Origin of the sequence: Anoxybacillus sp. MB8 (assembly GCF_011006755.1) — a bacterium.
GTDB classification, from domain to species: domain Bacteria; phylum Bacillota; class Bacilli; order Bacillales; family Anoxybacillaceae; genus Anoxybacillus; species Anoxybacillus gonensis.
Genome location: NZ_RXXX01000013.1, coordinates 41,719 through 57,269, shown reverse-complemented (window position 1 = coordinate 57,269; position 15,551 = coordinate 41,719). Strand labels below are relative to the sequence as shown.

Sequence of the window (15,551 nt, the reverse complement as noted above, 5' to 3'; positions counted from 1 at the left end):
GTTACAGAACTCCACAAGAAGTAGAAGATCAAGCACGTCAGTCAGCATAACGAGTTAACTTTTTTCTGTCCAATATATTGACTCAGGTCCAACACGATTGATGATGTGGCTGAACAGTCATGATGTTTCTACAATTTTATCAAAATATTTTTAATTTATTCTAAAGTATAATATAATTTTAAACAAAGTTCATTCAAAAAGATAGAAGGGGAATTATGGATCATATAAAAAAACTACATCCTGTCAGCGCAACGATCATTATTGGGACATTGTTTGCAAGAATGGCGATGTTTATGACCATTCCGTTTTTAGCTATTTATTTAACGAGCGTAAAAGGAGTTAGCGCTTCGTTGGCAGGGGCAATTATTGGGATCAGTTCGATTGTAGGGTTGTTTGGTGGGTTTTTCGGCGGATATTTTTCCGATCGATACGGGCAAGAAAAAGTGATGAAGATTTCTCTTTTGATGTGGACGTTCGTGTTTATTGGTTTTGCGACAGCGGAGAGCGTTTGGACGTTTTTTTTATTAAATGCGTTAAACGGATTATGCCGTTCGTTTTTTGAACCTTCGTCGCGAGCGTTGTTGTCGCAGGTGACAAAACAAGAAAATAAATTGCTTGTGTTTAACTTGCGATATGCGGCAATTAATGTCGGGGCGGCGATTGGTCCATTAGTCGGCTTGAAGATCGGTGCTTCGTCATCGACGACGGCATTTTTTATTACTTCTTTTGTTTATTTTCTTTATTTCATTTTACTTGTCGTGATTTTTTCAAAATATACCATTGAACAAACGCATAGCGATATATCTGAACATGTAACGCTTCGCCGTGCTGTCCATGTATTAGGCAAAGATCGCGTTTTTTTATTCGCTGTCATCGGAATGATTCTTGGTGTCACAGGGTATTCGCAATTCAATTCAACTATTCCGCAATATTTGTCGCAATATAAAGATGGTGTACAACTTTTTTCTTATTTAATTGTATTTAACGCAATCACGGTGCTCGTTGTACAGTATCCTGTTTCGCGAATTGGCAAGCGGTATTCTGCGCTCACATCGATTATGTTTGGCATTGTTGCGGTGTCATTCGGACTTTTCGGGTTTGGTCTATTTACTGCTGTGCCGATGTTATTTCTTTCTATGTTTATTTTAACGGTAGGAGAAGTGATGATGTTTTCAATGGTCGACATATTTATTGACCAAATTGCACCTCGACAGATGAAAGGATTATATTTTGGTTCTATCGGTTTTACGGCCATAGGCAACGCCGTCGGTCCATGGATTGGGGGACTGATGCTTCAATACTTTGGTTATGAAAACCATCTCCTTATTTTTAGCTTATTATCTTTATGTACTTTGATCGGCTTTCCAGTTTTTTTATATGTTAGTGGGGTAATGAAGGCGACGAAACGGCATATCGAGTATAGCTTGTAACAGTTTGTTTCACGACGGAGGTGGAGAGATGAGGAAGTTTTCCATCTTTAGTTTGCTTATTGTAGCCATGATTGTAGCGATGTTTTTTTATGGTGGGAACAATTTTAAGGCAAAGGATGCTAGGGCTATTCTTGATGAAAATGGTTCCAGTTCATATGAACGAAAAGACGCGACACATGTTGAAACAGCGGTAAGCGAAGCGATTAAAGAACATGGGAAAACGTATGGGAAGGGAGAATACGTTGCGGAAGGACATATCATTCTTGATACAGAACAAAAAGGAAATAAAGTGAAAGCATATACAATCGCAAGTATAGGGGTATTTGAATTTCAAGATGGCATATTCGCCATTGTGTCGGGCAGCGGAGCCATTCCGACTGTGATGACATTTTTAATCGATAAGCATGGGAAGTATAAACTTGTCGCATACGAAGAACCGCTTGATGGAGAAGCATATGTGGAATCCATTAAGAAAATGTTTCCGAAAAAATATGACTCGAAGGTGTTATATGCGGAGGAATACTATGAGGAACTTGCTAAGCAACAAGAAAGACAGGCGCAGGAGTATTTAAAAAAGATTGGTCGGCATGCAAAAGTGAGCCTATCTTATGTGGAAAAACAACCGCTCAACATCTCCGTACAAGCGATGAATCATTTTCTTCGAATGCTTAGTAGGGATCCATTTTTGAACGAGTGTCCGGATTGGCTCGGAACGCGTGAAGTAGTCGAACAAGGGATTCGATATGTGTACGAAACATCTCAAAGTAAAACAAATGACGGACGAGATGTCGTCACTTTGCGAAAGATGAAAGAAGATGGAACGGTGATAGACATGCGGCAGTATGTTATTGAGGAAAATAAATTAAAGCGTATAAAGTAAAAAGCAATCCTTCGCATCAGGATTGCTTTTCATATGTCTTTTTTAACTCCTTATACCAGAGGGAATGGCGCTCTTTAACGTATTCCTCGTCCACGTAACCTGTAAACATACCTGGCAATAGTTTGCGATTTTCCTTCACGATAAATGCAGCTAAGTGCATGATGACACCGAGAATAACCATGACTGTTGCTAAGTTGTGCAGCTGTGCTCCCCAAAATAAAATGCCGTTTGTCGGTTGAACGCCCATGATATTTTTAATTACTTTAATAATACCAGTAACGATGACAAGACCGATAGAAATGACGAAATATAAGTAAGCGATACGTTGTTCAGGTAAGTATTTTTCGCTCGGTGGTTCTTTTTGTCCTAAAATCATCGCTTTTAAAATAAGATAAGAGCCTTTCATATCGCCTTTTTTCGGCCAAATGTCGAATTCTTTTTTTACAACGTGGTAGACGATATGATACGTTGTGAAGAAAAGAAGGGTAGCTGCAAAAAAGTAATGCACTAACAATGTGATCTCATATGAAGTGAGCCATTTTGTGCCGAACGGCTGCACGATCAAATAGCGACCGTATACGGGCATTTGTCCGATTCCAGTAATGATGAGCATAATAATAGAAATAGCGATACCCCAATGGACAAAGCGGTTCGGAAGTGGTTGACGGTAAATTTTATTTTTCTTCTTGTTCATGATCGTCTCCCCCTTCTTTTTTCTTCTGTCCAGATAAAACTTTGTAAGCGGTAATGCCTGCAGCAGCCGCACCAGCAATTGGAGCGATGAGTGTGGCAAGCATATACCCGTGGGTTGTTTCTAACATATTTTCGACTTCTGGTTTCATATGCGGACGACCGAAACGAGTATCGTTTTCTTCTTTTTTCTTTGTTTCAATTGCTTCGTTAATCTTATCAAATGGAACGTCTGAAACGTAAAGCGTTAACGTTCCGCTATTTTCGATATCCCCATAAATAAAGCCGCCTATTTCTTTTGCCCGTTCGTACGCTTTTTTGCGAATTTGTTCGTATGGGCCAAATTCAATTGCCCCTTTCGGACAGGCTGTTTCACAAGCAGGACTCTTTCCTTCTTCAAGCAAGTCTGCGCACATGTCGCATTTGTACATTACACCGCCCCCAGCTAATTCAGGAACGAGCTTCATATACAAACCGACGCCTGCTTGTCGTTGTGGAATGTCCCAAGGGCAAACGGCACGGCATTTTGCTCCACCCATGCAAAAGTTTTCGTCAATTTTGACCGCCCCGTGTTTCGTTTTCTCAATCACACCAAAAGGACAAAGTTTTTGGCATGGCGCATCAAGACAATGCATGCATCGTCTTGGGATAGCGACATCTTTTATTTGTCCATTCCAATTTACTTGCACTTTTTCAACGTATGTCCAATTGTAAGGGGTGAGGCGATCGGTGCGGTCTTTTTCGTTGGACCAGTCTTCATGTTTTTTTCGTGGCCAATAGTCTTTAATAGGTTTTTGTGGCTGTGGAAAACGGTGTTCGTTTTTTTGTCTACATGCTGTAACGCATAGTGGTGTGTCGTAAGCCGCGCAACCGTCGCATTTTGTTAAATCAATGATTGAACCGATTAACGTGCTTTCTTCTGATTGGTCTGTTTGAGCATATCCCGGTGTTTTAGTTGCAAGTAATATACCCGCTGTTGCACCAGCGACTGTCGAACGCTTTAAAAACGTTCGTCGACTAATTTTTTCACTCATCTTTTCACCCTCCTTTACTTATACACCTATAGGTATTTTATATAAAGCGAACAAAGTTGAAAAGGGGAAACGAGCTTTCATTTATGAAGAGTTTGTGACAGAATGGGGACAATGTTCGTGGCTAAGGGGAGATGCATAAGCTGAAACGGTAAAACGTATGGAGGGATATGTATGCCATTTATTTCGGACCGCTTTCCAAAGATAACGGTAGCGACGACTATGGGGACGATCACATTACCAGATGACTACGCAGGATATTGGTTTGTCCTCTTTAGCCATCCGGCTGATTTTACTCCCGTTTGCACGACGGAGTTTGTGGCATTTGAAAAAATGAAGCCGCAATTTCAACAGTTAAATACTGAGTTAATCGGTTTGTCGGTTGAGCAAGTGTTTTCTCATATCAAATGGGTAGAATGGATTCGAGAAAAGCTTCATGTTCACATTTCATTCCCAATTATTGCAGATGAACTCGGACATGTGGCAAAACAACTTGGGATGATTCATCCGACGAAAGGGACGCGGACGGTACGTAGTGTATATATTGTTGATTCTGAAGGAACCATTCGTCTTATGTTAACGTATCCGGAGTCAATTGGAAGAAACATATACGAAATTGTAAGAGCAGTGAAAGCATTGCAGACAGCGGATGCATATGAAGCAGCAACACCAGCGAATTGGCCGCACAATGAGCTGGTGGGTGAGCGACTCATTATGCCGCCGCCACGCACGATTCAACAAGCAGCAGAACGATTAAACAAAGCGAAACAAGGAGAAATGAGTTGCTTTGACTGGTGGTTTTGTACGAAGGGGACATAAAAAGACAGCGAGCGCATCACCCGCTGTCTTTTTGTATACTTAAAAAATAAAAAGTGTAGATCCGTTGCAACATTTTTATTTATTCAGTTGTATATGAAGTGAAAGGAGGTCGTTTCTTTGTGCACAAAAGAGCAAATCCAGCGTGCTATGGATGAATATGGGAATATGGTGTTGCGCCTCGCGTATATGTATATGAGGAATGAACACGATGCAGAAGATGTCTTTCAAGATGTGTTTATTAAGCTATATGAGCATATGGATCGGATACAAAGTGAAGAACATATGAAAGCATGGTTGATTCGGGTCACAGTCAATGTATGTAAAAACAAATTAAAATGGTTTGCGTATCGAAAGGTTGATGTATATGAAGAATGGTTGCATTCTCCTAATGTTGATGCCAACGATGACTTCGAAGTCATGTCAGCCGTCACATCGCTTCCGATAAAATATCGAGAGGTCGTTCATTTATTTTACTATGAAGGGTATCAAACGAAAGAAATTGCCGAGTTGTTGAAAAAGCGAGAAAGTACGGTTCGTTCGCTGTTAGCCCGTGCGAGAGAAATGTTAAAAAACAAACTGAAAGGGGAGTATGATTTTGCGTGAGCGATATAAAAAAGAGATGGAGCACATTGTCGTGACGGAAGAATTGAAAAATAAAGTCATTGAGCGGATTGAAAAAAGAGAAAAAGAACGGAAGCGAAAGTCGTTTCGACCAGCTTATATGACTTTAGTTGCTGCGAGTGTATTATTAGCTGTTAGTTTGTATCCACCTGCTAAAGAAGAAACGCAAGAAAAAATGGACATGATGATGGAACAAGAGAAAGGAGGGGATATGGTGAAAATGGAAGTGACTGATTCGTATGTAACTATTCATGACGTCACGTATGATTCGAACAAACAAAAGCTCCATTTCTCTGTGACAAATAAAAGCGATGGTGTCATTTCGTTCGGATATGCATATACAATTGAACGATACGATAACAAAAAACAGACATGGTTACAGACGACGTTAACAAATGATATTGCAGTCATTGAAGTTTTAGCATTAGTTGAAAAAGGACAAACGGTGAAGGATGTTATTGATTTTTCGTTGTTAAATCAACCGTTGGAAAATGGAAAATATCGCATCGTGCGTACGTATTATGCGGATACAGCTCATTTCATTGGTTATATTGAATTTGACGTCGCTGATCACAAGTTGTCGAACTTTCAAACGTATATGGAAGCAAAGCCGATTGAGACGAGCGAAACGAAAGATGTGAAACTAGCATGTGAAAAAGATCGCCACTTTTCTGTTTATAGTAGTCATAACGGACTTGTTTTAACGAGAACGAACCGTCAAGGGTTGCATATATACCCAATGTATGAAGGAAAAGAACAAGTGAATTTTTCGATGGAAGCAAGTGATGGAACGCTATTTACGGACAAAATGGCTGATGATGCGTTAACGATTTATGAAGCGGAGCAGCCTGTATCGTCTGATGAACAAATTATTGCTGAATCAATGCCACCTGATAGCGGACAGATCGAAGGCATGGAAGGATATGAAGGACCGAAAGTATTGTTTTTAAATAGAGAACGAGTGAACGTTGAGCCATCGATCGTGTATTGGGAACCGAATGAAGCAAGTAAAAAAGAGGAAGTCAAAGTGAAAGTGACTGTGATGAATGCGCGTAACAATGAACAAATAAACGTATTTTATGTCGTCATTGTTCGAAAAGGAGACGAATATGTATTAAGTCACATTGAATAAACGAGGGGAGTCCCCTCGTTTATTTTGCTAAAAGGAAACGAATGCTAGAAATAGCTGCTTCATGCTCGAGTGAACGATGCGAAAGAAGAGTTAAAAGCTTTTCATGACTGTCAATTTTACTTTCTAGTTTTTTGACGATTTCATTTGTTTCAAGCACGGCTTGCTGGACAAGCGTAAAGTCCTGCTTTGTCGCCATATTGGCTTTGACTTCTTGAAGTTCTTGTTTTGTTGCCATACTGCTCTTGACTTCCTCAAATTCTTGTTTTGTTACCATACTAGCTTTGACTTCCTCAAGTTCTGCTTTGATTTCTGCAAGCTCTTGCTTCGTCGCCATGTTAACTTCCATTTTGTTAAGCTTGTCCAAAATTTGTCGCAACGTATGCTCCATGAGTGAACCTCCTTTCGTTTAGAAGTGTAGAAAGGGAAACAGGTGACAGGCATGTACGGTGCTAGGAAGAGGTGTTTAGGATGTGTGGTAATGCGGATAAAGACTGTTTCCTGTATTTTATTATACACAATAGGCTCAAGGGGTGGAATATACTCTTTGTTGTGATTTTGTTGCTAGATGGTGTATTGTATAAACAGACAAGATGGCGGGGGGGCTAACGTTGACAGCATTATGGACAGAGGCAGAACAATTTATCACTTTATGTTATACAGAACTAGGAAAAAACGATGATGAAATATATGAGCGGTTGCAACAAGTGAAGCGAGAAATTGAACAAACGGGAACGTATGAACATACGTATGAAGAGCTTGAACATGGGGCGCGCATGGCGTGGCGCAACAGCAATCGTTGTATCGGACGTTTATTTTGGCAAACGCTTCATGTGTTTGATGCACGTGCGGTAGAGAGAGAAGAAGATATTGCAGAGTGGCTATTCCATCACATTGCTTTTGCGACAAACGAGGGAAAAATTCGTCCGACTATTACTATTTTTCGTCCTGAACGTGTTCGTATTTGGAATCATCAGTTAATTCGTTATGCCGGTTATGAAACAGAGCAAGGAATCATTGGAGATTCCTCATCCGTTTCGTTTACGAAAGCATGCGAGCAGTTAGGATGGAGAGGAGAACGGACGCATTTTGATATTTTACCTCTCGTCATCCAAGTAGATGGTCGCGAGCCGAAGTTGTTTCCGATTCCGAAAGATATTGTACTCGAAGTGCCAATTGAACATCCGAAATTTGCGTGGTTCCATGATTTACAGTTAAAATGGTACGCTGTGCCGATTATTTCAGATATGTGTTTAGAGATTGGTGGGATACAGTATACGGCCGCCCCGTTTAATGGTTGGTACATGGGGACAGAAATTGGTGCGCGCAATTTCGCGGATGATTACCGATATAATATGCTTCCGAAAATTGCTTCATGCATGGGCCTTGATACATCGAGAAATAGCACACTATGGAAAGATCAAGCGCTTGTTGAATTAAATATAGCCGTTTTATATTCGTATAAAAAAGCAGGAGTAAGCATTGTTGATCACCATACAGCCGCTCAGCAGTTTAAGCGTTTTGAACAACAAGAACAAGAAGCAGGAAGGAAAGTAACGGGCAGTTGGACGTGGCTCATTCCTCCGCTTTCCCCAGCGACGACGCACATTTTTCACCAATATTATGATAATACAATTGTAAAACCGAATTATTTTTACCAACAACGTCCTTATGAATGACACCGCGCTATTCACGCGGTGTTTTTTGTAAGAATATATTCCTAATTTTCAGAATAATATTTACTATCTTCTTATTTTTTTGATATAGTTATAGAAAAAAGGAAAAAGGGGGAGGCTTGATTGGATTTTATTGAGCAACTCAAAATGGAAGAAATGAGGAAGAAAAACTTTTTTCTGTTTCTCATTTATACGTTTAGTGCGTTAACAGGCTTGATTGGACTTATTTTGATTGGGGAGAAAGTAGAGAAGATTGCCATTTATGGAGGAAGTCTTCTGCTTAATGTGCTCGTTTATATCGTGTTAAAAAAAATAAAAAAGCATGAGCACATATATCCGTACTTTATTATTTTTATATTATTTTCTGCGACGTTAGGCAGCTTGTTTACGACAGGGGGAAGTTTAGGGACAATCGCTCTCGCTTTTTGTTTAGTCGTGTTGTCGGTGTTACATTTGTATCGCGTGTTGTTTATAACGGGAATGTTGCTCGGAACGATTATTTTAGTTGTTAGTGCACTTGCCCCTTCTCCATTTCAACACGTGTTTCAAAAAACTGGGCATACTGTTTTTATCGTTTATGTCATGATCGGTATCGCACTTTCTGTTTTATTGTATTTAAGCCGTAAGCAGTTTCATCAACTTGTTGAACATGTCGGACAGACGCATGATGAAAAAGAAAAGCAAAGCGCAAAAAGGTATGAACTTGAACAACAATTAAGGTGCATTATTGAAAATGTAGAGCATATTCATCAAAAGGTACTTCAAAATGTACAATCGCAAGAAGAAATGAAAGAAGCGATTCGGCAAGCTGCGGTGGCAGGTCAAGCACAAAGTGAACAAGTCATTGATATTCATGATGAAGTAGCAGAAGCGAAAACGATGAGTGAACGAATTTACGAAACTTCTAAACAATTAAAGGAACATTCAGCACAATCAAGTGAAATGGCGCAGGCTGGTATACAAAAGATGTATCTTTTACTAACACATACAGCAAAGTTCCATGAGACGATTCATGCGACGAGAACGACATTAAATGCATTAACGAGTAAAATTGCAAATACAAATGAGTTAACGAAACAAATTAAACAAATTACAAATCAAACGAATTTATTAGCATTAAATGCAACAATTGAAGCAGCGCGAGCAGGGGAGTATGGGAAAGGATTTGCGGTCGTTGCAGAAGAAATTCGAAAGTTGGCCGTATTAACGGAAGAAACGACACAACAAATCGTTTGTAATTTGGCAGAAGTAAACGAAAGTAACAATGAACTGTTAGAGCGGATGGATGAAACGAGTGAACAATTAACGAAAAATGAATCATTGACGGATGAAGTGAATGTATATTTTGAACGATTGTATCAGTCGTTAACTTATTTGCAAGAACAACTTTCTCACTTTTTTATCATTAGCGAGAAGTTAGAGAAACAAGGAGAAAAAATGGATCGTTCGATTAGCGATTTTTCTGTTTTCATTCAACAATCGAGTGCAGCGCTTGAAGAAGTAAGTGCAACAGTAGAACACTTAAAAGATGCGAATGAAAAAATGGCGGCATATGTGACAGAAACTGCCCATCGTGCCGCAATCATTCAACAACAAATGGTATAGAAGAACAGCACCCCTAGATCACTTAGGGGTGCTTCTTTAATGATATTTATGATAGCTTTTCCCTTGTTTCGAGAAAATCGTTCCACATTGTAATGAATAAGTCAATCAATTTCGGATCGAATTGTTTTCCACGACCATCAAGTAAAATCTCTTTTACTTTCTCTGGAGGAAAAGCGTCCTTGTAAATGCGTTTAGACAACAAGGCATCGAACACATCAACAATGGCGACAATTCGTCCTTCTAGCGGAATTTCTTCTCCTTTTAATCCGTTTGGATATCCTTGGCCATTCCACCATTCATGATGGGTTTGTGCAATGTTTGCGGCCATTTGAATGACAGGTAAATCGAGATTAGCTAAAATTTGATGTCCGATGAGCACGTGCGTCTTCATCGATTCCCATTCTTCTTTTGTCAATTTTCCTGGTTTGTTTAAGATGTAATCAGGGATACCAACTTTTCCGATGTCATGAAATTTCGCTGCAATTTGAATATCAGCCACAAATTGTTCGTCACATCCAGCAAGACGAGCAAGCATGCTGGAAAGAATACCGATGCGATGCACATGATTTTTCGTATCATCATCGCGATATTCAGCTAGTTGAAGCAACCGTTCAAGCGTATCAAACATCACTTTTGCCTCTTTTGTGACATCTTGAATGACAAGAAGGGCACGAGATAGCTCAAAAATTTTATTTTGTGGCAAAAGCCGAACCTTATAATAATGGGGCCCACTTTCGTTTTCAAATGTGGCAAGCATTGGTTCGGACTTTTCTTCCAGCGCTGGACAGCCTGAACAAGGGACGGTACGTTGATGAAATAACTCGTAACAACGACGTCCAATCGGATGCTCTCCCTCTATGCCGATGTGTTGCAACAATCGTTTCGTTTTTTCATCAATCCACGTAATACGACCAAAATCAATTGTGCTAATTTCGTAGGCATAAATATCAAGAAAATCGAAATCGCGTAAAAATAAGTATGGTCGAATAATTTCTTGCATAATTGAAAGTGTAAATTTCGTAAATCGCTCGAACGAGTGAATATATTGAACGACATGTGGGTCATGCAAATATTCTTTTGTTAAAAACACCTTTTTTATCGCTTCACAAATGGACTCGGTTGTAATATGGAAAAAGCTTTCATGATATTTTTGATCGATAATTAATCGACTCCAGTCGCGAATGATGCGAAAGTATGCTTCAGTGTCATAGTAAATTTTTTCTTGGAAAAATTGCAACAAAAAGTTTTTAACATAATGAAAAAACTTCTCACGTTCAAAAAAGCTGTATGAATACTCTTCCCATAGCCGTTGGGAAAACGATTGACGAAAAGCGTCCATAATTGCATCGACACGAAACGAAATATAGCCGCTAAATTGATCAAGATGTTGCAAATCTTGTTCTGTAAATCCGTTCACTTGCTGTAGTTTGTGCAACTCATAGCGAAGTGGATGAGCCGCTTTTTCGATTTCAGCCATTTCATATGCTTCAAGGGTAAGCTGCATGTCAAATGAAAATAATGCATGGATCGCTAATAAAACGTTGATCGTTTCATCCGACAAAATGGGAGAGATATGTTTATAAATAATTTCGATATATTTTGTATACGTAGCTAAATACCATTTTAAATCCAGTCCGATTTCGGAGTGCACTTTCCCGATATTGTATCGCTTTTGAATATACGCATCATCAATGATTCCTGCAAAACATTCATTCAAATATGTGATTTGTGTTTTTTTCAATCGTCTTAATGTCGAATGTTCTTCAATTAACTTGCGCAAAGAAGGGATAGATAATATCTCTTTATATAAATCTTCCACAATCCCTTTGACTAACGGTTGTAATACATTGCGATGATTGTAAATGGATTGTAGCTTTTCTTCTGTTACCCCTGTATAACGTAGCTGTTGGAGTCGCTTTTTGTCTGTTACTTGTATATGTTTCATCCCCCGAATTCTCCCCTTTATTGTATATGAGCAATTTGAACTTGTTTCACAACTTTTTCAAACGGAACAGGCGGGCTAAAGAAATAGCCTTGCACTTTGTCGCAATGAGTTGATTGTAAAAATGAAACGTGTTGATCTGTTTCTACTCCTTCAGCGACAATATGCAAATGCAAGCGATGGGCAAGTGCAATAATGGCTTCGGTTAATTTTGCAGTATGTTCGTTTGTAATGACTTCGAAAATAAACGATTTGTCAATTTTAAGTGTATCGACAGAAATATGGCGCAAATAACCGATTGATGAATAACCGCTACCGAAATCGTCAATTGCGATACGAATTCCCATTTGTTTTAGTGCACGAATCGTTTCGATGACTTGCTTTTCATCGCTTAACGCAATGTTTTCTGTAATTTCTAATTCAATATGGTTTGGTTGTAAACTCGTTTTCTCTAATAATTGTTGTACAAAAGAAAGAAATTGTTCATTTTTTAATTGACGGAGCGATAAGTTAATGCTGACGTATACGTGAGTCATGCCTTGTTCATGTAGTCGTTTTAAATCAAAAACAGCTGTTTGGAAAATATATTCTCCAAGCGGAATAATAAAACCATCCTCTTCGGCGATGCTAATAAATTCATTTGGTGGAACGAAGCCAAGTTCTTCATCGTTCCAGCGAGCGAGCGCTTCCATTCCAACCAGTTGATTTTTTTTCATGTCGATAATTGGTTGATAATATACAGCAATGGCACGTTGCTCTAAAGCGACGTGTAATCGTTGGCGAATGAGTGATTTGCGGATGCGCTCTTGTTCAAACGTTGGATCGTACATCGCCCATTGATTTTTTCCTTTTTTCTTTGCCTCGTACATTGCCATATCCGCATGTTGAATCAAAGTCATTTCATCTTCCCCATCTGTTGGGTATACGCTCACGCCAAGACTTGTTGTAATAAATAATTCTTTTTGACGAATGAAAAAAGGTTCATGTAGTATATCAATCATTTGTTGTGCCACTTGTTCAAATGAAGGGACATCAGCAACAATGACCGCAAATTCATCGCCCCCAAGGCGAGCGACAAAATGATCGTGCAAATGGCTTAATCGTTTCGCCACCAATTGCAACAAAAGATCGCCAGCCGCGTGACCAAGTGAGTCGTTAATGTTTTTAAAGTTATCTAAATCAAGAAAAAAAAGCGCCACAGTTTCGTTTTTTTCTTTCGCTATTTTTAAGTGTTCACGAAGTGTATCAATAAAATAGCGACGATTTGGTAAATTTGTTAGCTCATCAAATAAAGCTTGTTTTCTCAGTTGTTCTCTACTTTTAGCGAGCGCTTGCTCGGCGCGTTCTCTTGCTTGAAACGGTTCTTTAAACGATGCTAAATATAACCCGCGTAAAAAATAAGAAAAGCCGATCACTTTATATACGTGTCCGAATACATTTAACACATCATAAACGTGACGATATAACGTAAAAATGAGCTCGCTTAAAAATAAAAAGACGAAACCGATGATGACATCAAGCGTTGGCGCTAGCCGTTTTTCTTTATAGTGTCGAATGAGTAAAACGATCGTGATGATGTGTAATGTTGTGACGACGTACTCTACTCCGTTTTTTAGTGGAGTTGTTCCTAGTCCTTCAACGACAAGCGGTGGCAAGGAATCTGCAAAATGAACGATACTCATTGACACAATTCCTACATATAGTAAAGGAACAAAGAAACCGAGCAGCTTCTCGTTTTGTTGAATCGGTCCATCAGGAAGTAAAAAAGCGAGCAATAAAAAGACTGCTTGTGTGAGCCGAGCAGCTAGCCAAAAAGAAGTTGCAAGTTGAACGGAACTATCCGCAAACACAATGCCCGGCATTTCTTTATATGTAAGCGCATGCAATAAATCGAGGCAGCCGACGGCTAAAAAAGTTGTCGCAATGCGCAATCGACGGCGCGATAACGCTTGCGGAAACGAAATCCATCCTTGAAACGCAATAGCCATCGCAACTGTAATGCTGAAAAACTCAAGCAATGTATGAAGCGATAAAAAGTGATTTTGTTTAAATGTCATTGTTAGCGCTGAACTAAACAGCAAAATGGCAATGAAACAAATGAAGGCCAACGAGATCACCAGTATTGACCATTTCTCTTTTTTTGTCATCGATGTTATGTCCCTCCATCATCCCCATGTTACATCCATTATATATCGGAAAAATAGGAGAGGAAATGAAAAAATAATGAAAAAAGCAGGGAGAGTCCCCCTGCTTTGTTGTCGAGAGCAAGCACTTCGCGTCGAAAAGACGTTCGGCATGAAGTGCTTGCCTTCGCTTTATAAACGTTTTGCTCCAACAAAACGTTGTTTCCAATAAGATTGATGAATAGAGTCTATTTTGACCCCTTTTGACGATGTGGAATGAACCATACGTCCGTTGCCAATATAGATTGCAACGTGAGAGATCCCTTTATGTTTCGATGTTTTAAAAAACAGCAAATCCCCCGGTGCTAATCGTTTGAGGGAAACAGGCTTTCCGACTCCATACATCGCTCCTGAAGAACGAGGAAGCGAAACGCCTACTTTTTTGTATGTATAGCTAACAAAACCAGAGCAATCAAACCCTTTTGGTGTCGTTCCTCCTGCACGATACGGTGTACCAATCACTTTATGCGCTTCAGCAATGAGCGTATTTGCTGAAAACGCAGCTTCTGTTTTGAAAGGGTTTGCAAAAAAAGCGAAACTTAGTAACATGAAGAGAGCGGCAGTGGCTAGAGACTTTTTCATTGCTTGAACCTCCAAAAGACTTGTTCCGTCGACGAATACATTATAGCAAAAAAGATGTCGAAAAATTGTTACATAGCCATTAAATTATGTTACAAATACATTACAACGGTCGGTTTTTGTAAAAATAAAGAGAGAATTTAACATATATGTCGGAATAGAAAAGTTGAATGTAGACGAGCTTCGCGATAAGATAGGGGAGAAATATATTGAAGAAGGGGAACTTAAATGGGTGATTGGATGATTTCTTCAGAAGCGATTGTCGCTTTGTTAAAAATTATTGCGATTGACATTATTCTATCTGGAGACAATGCGATTGTCATTGCGATGGCTACACGGCGATTGCCGGAAAAACAACGCAATCGGGCTATTTTATTCGGTACTGCTGGCGCGGTCATTTTGCGCATATTGTTTGCGGCCATTATCGTCTTTTTATTGCAAATTCCGTTTGTTCATTTTATTGGGGGATTATTGTTGCTTTGGATTGCGTATAAAGTGCTTGTGAATGAGGAAGAAGAAGCGAATGTGCAAGCGGCTGACCGTTTATGGAAAGCGATTTGGACGATTATTGTAGCCGATGCTGTCATGAGCTTAGATAATGTTGTGGCGATTGCTGGAGCATCAGGGGGGCATATTGGTATGATCGCTTTCGGTGTCGCAATCAGTATTCCGATTATGATTTTTGGGTCGAAGGCGATTGTGTTGGCAATGGAGAAATATAAATGGATTCCGTATGTTGGATCAGGTATTTTAGCGTGGACCGCGGGGGAGATGTTATTAAAGGATGAACAAATCAACAAATGGATTGCTTTTCCGCACGGTTCGCAATCGCTCGTATTTCTTATTATGGTGACAGCTTCTATTTTACTAGCGGGATATGTAAAAAATAAAAAAATAGATAAACGAAAAATCGCATAAAAATTTTATGAACATATGTATAAAACAAAAAAGAACGGTCATAATGAA

At 39.4% G+C, this 15,551-nt stretch carries 14 protein-coding genes; 8 read left to right on the top strand and 6 right to left on the bottom strand.

All coding sequences use genetic code 11. The annotated features are described in order from the left end of the window. The first annotated feature begins 215 nt into the window (after nt 1-215). Both EKC99_RS06750 and EKC99_RS06745 read left to right on the top strand, forming a co-directional pair. On the top strand, nt 216-1,430 hold the full coding sequence (locus EKC99_RS06750) for an MDR family MFS transporter (protein ID WP_163151172.1): 1,215 nt from the start codon (nt 216-218) through the stop codon (nt 1,428-1,430). A gap of 28 nt (nt 1,431-1,458) precedes the next feature. After that, nucleotides 1,459-2,310 carry a transcriptional regulator gene (locus EKC99_RS06745; RefSeq protein WP_240468821.1) on the top strand — a complete coding sequence of 284 codons (852 nt, stop codon included), beginning with the start codon at nt 1,459-1,461 and terminating at the stop codon, nt 2,308-2,310. A gap of 16 nt (nt 2,311-2,326) precedes the next feature. Here EKC99_RS06745 and EKC99_RS06740 read toward each other — a convergent pair whose 3' ends face one another. Together EKC99_RS06740 and EKC99_RS06735 are read right to left on the bottom strand one after the other, a co-directional pair. Continuing rightward, the gene (locus tag EKC99_RS06740; RefSeq protein ID WP_075039742.1) at nt 2,327-3,004 is read right to left on the bottom strand and encodes a formate dehydrogenase subunit gamma; all 678 of its coding nucleotides are present in this window, start codon (nt 3,002-3,004) and stop codon (nt 2,327-2,329) included. Then, nucleotides 2,985-4,034 (bottom strand): 4Fe-4S dicluster domain-containing protein, encoded by a 1,050-nt coding sequence (locus EKC99_RS06735; RefSeq protein WP_075039741.1) that lies wholly within the window; start codon nt 4,032-4,034, stop codon nt 2,985-2,987. The genes EKC99_RS06740 and EKC99_RS06735 overlap by 20 nt, the downstream gene beginning before the upstream one ends. Before the next feature lie 171 nt (nt 4,035-4,205). Between EKC99_RS06735 and EKC99_RS06730 the strand changes: the two genes are divergently transcribed. The 3 genes from EKC99_RS06730 to EKC99_RS06720 all read left to right on the top strand — a co-directional run bounded on the left by EKC99_RS06730 (nt 4,206) and on the right by EKC99_RS06720 (nt 6,603). After that, nucleotides 4,206-4,850 carry a peroxiredoxin gene (locus tag EKC99_RS06730; RefSeq protein WP_075039740.1) on the top strand — a complete coding sequence of 215 codons (645 nt, stop codon included), beginning with the start codon at nt 4,206-4,208 and terminating at the stop codon, nt 4,848-4,850. Nucleotides 4,851-4,967: 117 nt separating this feature from the next. Further along, the gene (locus EKC99_RS06725) at nt 4,968-5,453 is read left to right on the top strand and encodes a sigma-70 family RNA polymerase sigma factor (RefSeq protein ID WP_163151170.1); all 486 of its coding nucleotides are present in this window, start codon (nt 4,968-4,970) and stop codon (nt 5,451-5,453) included. Further along, nucleotides 5,440-6,603, top strand: coding sequence for an immunoglobulin-like domain-containing protein (locus tag EKC99_RS06720; protein ID WP_163151168.1), 1,164 nt, complete (start codon nt 5,440-5,442; stop codon nt 6,601-6,603). The genes EKC99_RS06725 and EKC99_RS06720 overlap by 14 nt, the downstream gene beginning before the upstream one ends. A gap of 19 nt (nt 6,604-6,622) precedes the next feature. Here the strand turns inward: EKC99_RS06720 and EKC99_RS06715 are convergent, their stop codons facing one another. Next, on the bottom strand, nt 6,623-6,991 hold the full coding sequence (locus tag EKC99_RS06715) for a hypothetical protein (RefSeq protein WP_163151166.1): 369 nt from the start codon (nt 6,989-6,991) through the stop codon (nt 6,623-6,625). Nucleotides 6,992-7,211: 220 nt separating this feature from the next. Between EKC99_RS06715 and EKC99_RS06710 the strand changes: the two genes are divergently transcribed. Beyond that, complete coding sequence (locus EKC99_RS06710) at nt 7,212-8,279, top strand: nitric oxide synthase oxygenase (RefSeq protein WP_240468820.1); 1,068 nt, start codon at nt 7,212-7,214, stop codon at nt 8,277-8,279. A 120-nt stretch (nt 8,280-8,399) separates the two neighbouring features. Beyond that, the gene (locus EKC99_RS06705) at nt 8,400-9,881 is read left to right on the top strand and encodes a methyl-accepting chemotaxis protein (protein ID WP_163151162.1); all 1,482 of its coding nucleotides are present in this window, start codon (nt 8,400-8,402) and stop codon (nt 9,879-9,881) included. A 46-nt stretch (nt 9,882-9,927) separates the two neighbouring features. Here EKC99_RS06705 and EKC99_RS06700 read toward each other — a convergent pair whose 3' ends face one another. From EKC99_RS06700 to EKC99_RS06690, 3 genes are all read right to left on the bottom strand, one after another. Beyond that, on the bottom strand, nt 9,928-11,826 hold the full coding sequence (locus tag EKC99_RS06700) for a protoglobin domain-containing protein (protein WP_163151160.1): 1,899 nt from the start codon (nt 11,824-11,826) through the stop codon (nt 9,928-9,930). A gap of 17 nt (nt 11,827-11,843) precedes the next feature. Beyond that, nucleotides 11,844-13,940: a putative bifunctional diguanylate cyclase/phosphodiesterase gene (locus EKC99_RS06695; RefSeq protein WP_240468823.1), complete on the bottom strand. Its 2,097-nt coding sequence runs from the start codon at nt 13,938-13,940 to the stop codon at nt 11,844-11,846. A 198-nt stretch (nt 13,941-14,138) separates the two neighbouring features. Further along, nucleotides 14,139-14,588, bottom strand: a complete 450-nt coding sequence (locus EKC99_RS06690) for a C40 family peptidase (RefSeq protein WP_163151156.1) — start codon at nt 14,586-14,588, stop codon at nt 14,139-14,141. Nucleotides 14,589-14,813: 225 nt separating this feature from the next. On the opposite strand from EKC99_RS06690, the gene EKC99_RS06685 reads away from it, so the two are divergent. Next, the gene (locus EKC99_RS06685) at nt 14,814-15,503 is read left to right on the top strand and encodes a TerC family protein (protein ID WP_163151154.1); all 690 of its coding nucleotides are present in this window, start codon (nt 14,814-14,816) and stop codon (nt 15,501-15,503) included. Nucleotides 15,504-15,551: the final 48 nt, after the last annotated feature.

Excerpts from the sequence above, each read along its gene's own strand:
- EKC99_RS06730 (WP_075039740.1), top strand. The coding sequence starts at position 4,206 with ATGCCATTTATTTCGGACCGCTTTCCAAAGATAACGGTAGCGACGACT.
- EKC99_RS06750 (WP_163151172.1), top strand. The coding sequence starts at position 216 with ATGGATCATATAAAAAAACTACATCCTGTCAGCGCAACGATCATTATT.
- EKC99_RS06700 (WP_163151160.1), bottom strand. The coding sequence starts at position 11,826 with ATGAAACATATACAAGTAACAGACAAAAAGCGACTCCAACAGCTACGT.
- EKC99_RS06735 (WP_075039741.1), bottom strand. The coding sequence starts at position 4,034 with ATGAGTGAAAAAATTAGTCGACGAACGTTTTTAAAGCGTTCGACAGTC.
- EKC99_RS06740 (WP_075039742.1), bottom strand. The coding sequence starts at position 3,004 with ATGAACAAGAAGAAAAATAAAATTTACCGTCAACCACTTCCGAACCGC.
- EKC99_RS06690 (WP_163151156.1), bottom strand. The coding sequence starts at position 14,588 with ATGAAAAAGTCTCTAGCCACTGCCGCTCTCTTCATGTTACTAAGTTTC.
- EKC99_RS06685 (WP_163151154.1), top strand. The coding sequence starts at position 14,814 with ATGGGTGATTGGATGATTTCTTCAGAAGCGATTGTCGCTTTGTTAAAA.
- EKC99_RS06745 (WP_240468821.1), top strand. The coding sequence starts at position 1,459 with ATGAGGAAGTTTTCCATCTTTAGTTTGCTTATTGTAGCCATGATTGTA.
- EKC99_RS06715 (WP_163151166.1), bottom strand. The coding sequence starts at position 6,991 with ATGGAGCATACGTTGCGACAAATTTTGGACAAGCTTAACAAAATGGAA.
- EKC99_RS06720 (WP_163151168.1), top strand. The coding sequence starts at position 5,440 with ATGATTTTGCGTGAGCGATATAAAAAAGAGATGGAGCACATTGTCGTG.